Origin of the sequence: Nonomuraea sp. NPDC050733 (assembly GCF_040654215.1) — a bacterium.
GTDB lineage: Bacteria > Actinomycetota > Actinomycetes > Streptosporangiales > Streptosporangiaceae > Nonomuraea.
Genome location: NZ_JBFAHO010000021.1, coordinates 135609 through 142163 on the forward strand (window position 1 = coordinate 135609; position 6555 = coordinate 142163).

The 6555-nt window shown below is 74.0% G+C and carries 7 protein-coding genes; 6 read left to right on the plus strand and 1 reads right to left on the minus strand.

Annotated features, from left to right (window positions below; translation table 11 throughout):
* Positions 1 to 213: 213 nt before the first annotated feature.
* Positions 214 to 1344 carry an aminotransferase class V-fold PLP-dependent enzyme gene (locus tag AB0H64_RS28270; protein WP_357630339.1) on the plus strand — a complete coding sequence of 377 codons (1131 nt, stop codon included), beginning with the start codon at positions 214 to 216 and terminating at the stop codon, positions 1342 to 1344.
* A 39-nt stretch (positions 1345 to 1383) separates the two neighbouring features.
* On the opposite strand, the gene AB0H64_RS28275 is transcribed toward AB0H64_RS28270, so the two are convergent.
* Positions 1384 to 2025: a LysE family translocator gene (locus AB0H64_RS28275; RefSeq protein WP_357630342.1), complete on the minus strand. Its 642-nt coding sequence runs from the start codon at positions 2023 to 2025 to the stop codon at positions 1384 to 1386.
* Positions 2026 to 2130: 105 nt separating this feature from the next.
* Here AB0H64_RS28275 and AB0H64_RS28280 point away from each other — a divergent pair, with 105 nt between their 5' ends.
* From AB0H64_RS28280 to AB0H64_RS28300, 5 genes are all read left to right on the plus strand, one after another.
* Complete coding sequence (locus AB0H64_RS28280) at positions 2131 to 3120, plus strand: pirin family protein (protein WP_357630344.1); 990 nt, start codon at positions 2131 to 2133, stop codon at positions 3118 to 3120.
* Positions 3121 to 3122: 2 nt separating this feature from the next.
* A complete protein-coding gene (locus AB0H64_RS28285) occupies positions 3123 to 3467 on the plus strand; it encodes a tetratricopeptide repeat protein (protein WP_357630347.1) in 345 nt (114 codons plus the stop codon).
* Positions 3468 to 3677: 210 nt separating this feature from the next.
* A complete protein-coding gene (locus AB0H64_RS28290) occupies positions 3678 to 4919 on the plus strand; it encodes a hypothetical protein (protein ID WP_357630349.1) in 1242 nt (413 codons plus the stop codon).
* Between the two features lie 40 nt (positions 4920 to 4959).
* The gene (locus AB0H64_RS28295; protein WP_357630352.1) at positions 4960 to 6363 is read left to right on the plus strand and encodes a diaminobutyrate--2-oxoglutarate transaminase; all 1404 of its coding nucleotides are present in this window, start codon (positions 4960 to 4962) and stop codon (positions 6361 to 6363) included.
* Positions 6360 to 6555, plus strand: a 196-nt coding sequence (locus AB0H64_RS28300) for a hypothetical protein (RefSeq protein WP_357630355.1), incomplete at its 3' end; no start/stop codon positions are given. The genes AB0H64_RS28295 and AB0H64_RS28300, both read left to right, overlap by 4 nt.

Here is a 6555-nt window from a genome sequence, read left to right on the forward strand (position 1 = left end):
AAAAGCTAGATTGCATTCACTTTACTGTCAATTGAAATATCGCAGAATTCCCCACATCAGGGGACATTGTTGCAATGACAATGTTGGTTAACGCAACAACCCGACCGAGATCGTTGCAATGGAATGACAGTTAACGTCTCCGGACGGCAGGGCGGCGACACGGGGCAAGGTAGAAAGGGACGAATGCCGTAAACGGATTCAGGAGGCGCGCCCGTGAACCTCGACGCCTTCCGTGCGTGCTTCCCCGTCCTCGACCGGCTCGCGTGGTTCACCACGCCCAGCAGCCCGCCGGCCCCGCTCCCCGTGACCCGCGCCCTGCGCGCCGAGATCGACGACTGGGAGGCCGGCGAGGTGTCCTGGCCCCGCCGTGACGAGGCGGCCCAGCGCACCCGCGGCCAGTTCGCGCGGCTGATGAGGGCCGCCCCACCGGGGGCAGGGCCGGGCGAGGTGGCGCTCGTGCAGTCCGTGGCCGAGGCCGCCGCCACCGTCGCCGCCTCCCTCCCGCCCGGCAGCCGGGTCGTCGTCGGCGCCGAGGAGTACCGCAGCAACCTGTTCCCCTGGCTCGACGCGGCACGGCGGGGCCTGCGCGTGGAGCTCGTCCCCATGCCGGACGGGCGGCTCTCGGGCGAGGCCCTGGCCGGCGCCGTCACCCCGGGGACGGCGCTGGTGGCCGTCAGCCACGTGCAGTCCGCCACCGGCTGGCGCGTCGACCTGGAGCCCGTCGCCGCCCGCTGCCGCGAGACGGGCGCGCGGCTGTTCGTGGACGCCACCCAGAGCGCCGGCGTGCTCCCCCTGCCGCCCGGCGTGGACCCCGACTACGTCGCCGTGCACGGGTACAAGTGGCTGCTGTGCCCGCGCGGCGCGGCCTGGCTGTACGTGCGGCCCGACCGGCTCTCCGAGCTGCATCCGCTCGCCCCCGGCCCGAAGTCCACCGCCGCCCCGTGGTCCGAGTTCTACGGCGGCCCCCTCGCCTACGCGCCGGACGCCCGCCGGCTCGACCTGTCGCTGTGCTGGCCGAGCTGGGCGGGCGCGACCGCGGCGCTCGACCTGGTCGCCGGCCTGGACCCCGTACGGCTGGAACGGCACTGCCTCGCGCTGGCCGGACTGCTGCGTGAGGGCGCCGCCGAGCTGGGTCTGCGCTGCCCGCCGAGCGAGCGGCCCAGCCACATCGTCACCGTCGAGGTCCCGGACGCCGGGGACGCCGTGCGCCGGCTGGAGGACCTCGGCGTGCGGGTGACCGCACGGGTGGGCGCGCTCCGGTTCGGCTTCCACGGGTTCAACACCCCGGAGGACGTCTCGCGCGCCCTGTCGGCCCTGCGCCTCGTCACCGGAACCGCCGCGTGAAACCGGCTCCGACCGCCGCGCGCCCGAGCCGGACGCCCGTCAGGGACGGTCGCCGGTGGCGATCCTGAGGCCGAGGCCCAGGAGGACGGAGCCGACCAGGCGGTCCAGGATCTTCTCGAAGCGGCGGTGGCCGACCAGCCGGGCGGTGTGGTGCGCGGTGATCGCGAAGGCGAACTGGCCGGTCAGGTTGGCCGTGGCGGCGATGAGCGTCAAGCCGATGATCACAGGGATCGCCGTGCCGTCGTGGGCGGTGACGAACTGCGGCAGCAGCGCGGTGAAGAAGGCCGCGGCCTTGGGATTGAGCAGGTTGGTGGTCAGCCCCTGGCGGAACAGCGCGGGAGACGAAGCGGGCGCCGGCACCGGCGCCGCGGCGGCAGCCACGTTCTCCTTCGACCGCCAGGACCGCCAGAGCATGCGGGCACCCAGGTAGCCGAGGTAGGCGGCTCCGGCCAGCTTGAGCACGGTGAACGCGATGGCGGAGGCGGCGAGGACGGCGGAGATGCCGGCACCCGCCGCCAGCCCCCACAGCAGCAGGCCCGCCGCGCTGCCCAGGCCCGTCCGGACTCCGGCGCCCCACCCCTGGCGCATCGCGTTGCGTACCACGAGGGCGGTGTCGGGCCCTGGCGTGATCGTGATCATTCCGACGACCGCCAGATAGGCGAACAGCGCCTCACGCGTCATGATCCCAGCCTAGTGTCCGGGTGATCCGCGAGAGCCGGGAATGCCCGAGGGGGATGGGGTGTTGAGCCGGGCACAAGTTGAATTTTCAACAAACCGGAGGGGATCATGCCCGCCATCACCGCCGACACGCTGACGCTGCCGCGCATCGCCGTACCCGATCCGGCCGCCGTCGCGCGGCGGCCCGTGCGGTCGGTGACGACCGCGCCGAGCGGGTTCGAGGGCGAGGGCTTCCCGGTCCGGCGCGCGTTCGCCGGGGTGCCGCAGTCGCTGCTGGACCCGTTCATCCACATGGACCAGATGGGCGAGGTCGAGTACGCGCCCGGCGAGCCCAAGGGCACCGCCTGGCATCCGCACCGCGGCTTCGAGACCGTCACCTACATCATGGACGGCATCTTCGAGCACCAGGACTCCAACGGCGGCGGCGGCACGATCACCGACGGCGACACCCAGTGGATGACCGCGGGAGCGGGGCTGCTGCACATCGAGAAGCCCCCGGAGCACCTGGTGGTCTCGGGCGGGCTGTTCCACGGCGTCCAACTGTGGGTCAACCTGCCGCGCGCCCACAAGTTCCACCTGCCCCGCTACCAGGACATCCGCGGCCGGCAGGCGGCGCTGCTGGCCTCGGCCGACGGCGGCGCGCTGCTGCGGGTGATCGCCGGTGAGCTGGACGGGCACGCCGGTCCCGGCGTCACGTTCACCCCGATCACGATGGTGCACGCGACCGTGAGCCCCGGCGCGCGGCTGGAGCTGCCGTGGAACCCCGGTTTCAACGCCCTCGCCTACGTGCTCGCCGGGAGCGGCTTCGCCGGGGAGGAGCGCAGGCCGGTGCGCAAGGGGCAACTGGCCGTCTTCGGCCCGGGCGGCGCGCTCACCGTCGCCGCCGGCCCGGCCCAGCCCCAGGCCGAGCCGAACCTGGAGGTGCTGCTGCTCGGCGGGCAGCCGATCCGCGAGCCGGTCGTGCACTACGGCCCCTTCGTGATGAACAACCGCGCCGAGATCATCCAGGCGATGGAGGACTACCAGGCGGGCCGCCTGGGCGTCGCCCCCGCCGAGCGCCTTCCGCACACCGACGGGCCCGTCCCGGGACAGGAGTGACCATGCAGATCGAGACGGGGATCAAGACGGGGATCGAGACGGCGGCCGAGGAGTACGAGCGGGGCCGCCTGTTCTTCGACTCGCAGGACTACATCGGGGCCGCGCGCATCCTGGCCGGGGTGGTCGCGGCGGCCCCGGAGAACCTGGCGGCCCGGCTGCTGCTGGCCCGCGCCTACTACCACTCCGCCCAGCTCGGCCGGGCGGAGGCCGAGCTCCGGCTGGTCCTGGAGCGCGACCCCGCCGAGGGGTACGCGTACCTGCTGCTCGGCCGTACGCTGCAACGCCGCAACAGGCCGCAGGACGCCGAGCCGTACCTGCGTCTCCATGCGGCGATGACCGGCGAGTGACGTCACCCGGCCCGAGGAGCCGTTCCTCCTCGGGCCGGGTGCTCCCCTTTCCAGAGGGTGGTCCGGATGCCCCCGGGCGCTCACGATCGCGACAGCCGATGCGGGCGCCTTTACGTTGTAGATCAGATAATTGGGAGCCACTGCCGCCTTGCCAGGGCATGATCCGCAGTTTAGGTTAGGCTTACCTAAGACTTCGGAGGCAGAAGCTCCATGTCCGTGCAGTTCCCGCCCTCCGCCGCGCCGCGCTCCGCCTACCCCGCGGACGTGCTCCCCGCCCGGCTCCGCCGTCTCCTCCTCCACCTCGCCGCCACCGGCACCCCCGTCTCGGCCTACGTCTACGACGGGGAGGTGGCCGCCGAACGGGCCCGCGAGCTGCGGGCCTCCTTACCGGAGTGGGCGGCCGTCCACTACGCCGTCAAGGCCAACTCCTTCCCCGGCGTCGTCGCCGCCCTCGCCCCGCACGTGGACGGGTTCGAGGTGGCGTCGCGGGCCGAGCTGGACCTCGCCCTCGGCGCGCGTCCCGCGACGGCCGCGCCGGCTCCCGTCGTCGCCTCCGGACCGGCCAAGTCACCGCCGTTCCTGGCGGCGCTCGTCCGGGCCGAGGTCGAGGCGATCAACGCCGAGAGCCTGCTGGAGCTGCACCGGATCAGCCGCATCGCCGTCGCCGAGGGCCTGCGCGCCCGGGTCACCCTGCGGGTGAACCCCGCGACGATCCCGGTGACCGGCTCGCTGCGGATGGGCGGCGTCGCGTCCCAGTTCGGGGTGGCCGAGCCCGACGTGCCGGACGTGCTGCGCGAGGCGCTGCGGCTGCCCGGCCTGGACGTGACCGGCTTCCACGTGCACGCCGCCTCCGGCAACCTCGACGCCGACGCCCACGCCGCGTACCTGCGCTGGTGCGTCGAGTGGAGCACCCGCACCGCCCTGGCCTGCGGCGTCGACCTGCGGCTCGTGGACGTCGGCGGCGGCATCGGCGTCGCGTTCGAGGGCGAGAAGCCGTTCGACGTGGCCCGCTTCGGCGAGCTGGCCGCCCAGGTGGAGCCGCCGCCCGGCGTGAAGGTGCTGCTGGAGCCCGGCCGTTTCCTGGTCGCCGACTGCGGTTGGTACGCCGCCGAGGCGATCGACGTGAAGACCTCGTACGGGACGACGTTCGTGCTGATCCGCGGCGGCATCAACCACTTCCAGCTCCCCACGTCGTGGGACATCGTGCACAACATGGCGGTGCTGCCCGTCGAGAGCTGGCCCGAGGACTGCCCGCGGCCGGCCGCCGCCGGGACCGAGGTGACCGTCACCGGCGAGCTGTGCACCCCCGAGGACACGCTGCTGCGCGACGTGCGGGTGGACCGCGTGCGCGCCGGCGACCTCGTCGTCTTCCCGTACGCGGGCTCCTACGGCTGGGAGTTCGCCATGCACCGCTTCCTCGGCCACCCCGTCGCCGAGCGCCACCTGATCTGAACGTTCCTTGACGTCCTGTCCCCCTATGTCCTGGAGACCCATGACCGCGCATCCGGCCGACCTGGCCCCGGACTCCGCCCTCGACTCCGCTCCCCTCGCCGGTGCGCTCCTGCGCCGGCAGCGTGACCGCGAGTCGTCCGCCCGCACCTACGCCCGGTCCTTCCCGATCGTCCCGGTACGGGCGGAGGGGATGGTGATCGAGGGGGCCGACGGCCGCCGCTACCTCGACTGCCTGTCGGGCGCGGGCACCCTCGCCCTCGGCCACAACCACCCGGTGGTCCTGGAGGCCATCCGGCGCACGCTCGACAGCGGAGCCCCGCTGCACGTCCTCGACCTGGCGACGCCGGAGAAGGACGCGTTCGTGGAAGAGCTGTTCGGCACGCTGCCCCGCGGGTTCGCCGACCGGGCGCGCGTCCACTTCTGCGGGCCCGCCGGCACCGACGCGGTCGAGGCGGCCCTGAAGCTCATGCAGACCGCGACCGGCCGGCGCGGCCTGCTGGCCTTCACCGGCGGCTACCACGGCATGACGCTCGGCGCGCTGGCCGCCACCGCGAACGTCGCGGTCAAGGAGCCGGTGGCGGGCATCGCGGCCGACGTGACCCGGCTGCCGTACCCGTACCCGTACCGCTGCCCGTTCGGCGTGGGCGGGCAGGCGGGCGCGGAGCTGTCGGCGGCGTACACGGAGCGGCTGCTGGACGACCCGGCGGGCGGCGTCGTGCCGCCCGCGGCGATGATCGTGGAGGCGGTGCAGGGCGAGGGCGGCGCGGTGCCGGCCCCGGACTCCTGGCTGCGCGAGATGCGCCGCGTCACCGCCGAGCGGGAGATCCCGCTGATCGTGGACGAGGTGCAGACCGGCGTCGGACGTACCGGGGCGTTCTGGGCGGTGGAGCACAGCGGGATCGTGCCGGACGCCATGGTGCTGTCCAAGGCGATCGGCGGCAGCCTGCCGCTGGCGGTGATCGTCTATCACGAGGACTACGACGGCTGGCTGCCGGGCGCGCACACCGGCACGTTCCGCGGCAACACCCTGGCCATGGCGGCCGGCACGGCGACGCTGCGGCACGTCGCCCGTGAAGGGCTCGCCGGGCGGGCCGCCGCGGTCGGCGCCCGGATGCTGGAGCGGCTCGGCGCGCTGCGGGACGAGCTGCCGGCGGTCGGCGACGTGCGCGGGCGCGGCCTGATGATCGGCGTCGAGCTGGTCGACCCCACGGGGACACCCGACGCGTGCGGCGCCTTCCCCGCGGCACCGCGGACGGCGGCCGCGGTCCGCGCGGCCTGCCTGGAACGCGGGATCATCGTGGAGCTCGGCGGGCGGTACGACTCCACGGTGCGGCTGCTGCCGCCGCTGGTCATCTCGGACGAGCAGGCCGAGACGGTCGTGGACCGGCTGGCCGACGCGATCGCCACGGTGACGGCTCCCCGCCTGGCCGGGCGGCCCGCATGACGGACACCCTCCGGCAGGACGACGCCACCACGCCCGCAACCGCCGCACCCCCACGGACCGACACCCCCACGCCCGCACGGACCGACGCCGCCGCGCCGGCGCGACTGCTGTCGCGGGCGGGCGGCGGGGAGCTGGAGCGGGCGGTGCGGGTCGTGCTGGACGGGCTGGCCGCCGGGACGGCGCGGCGCGGCG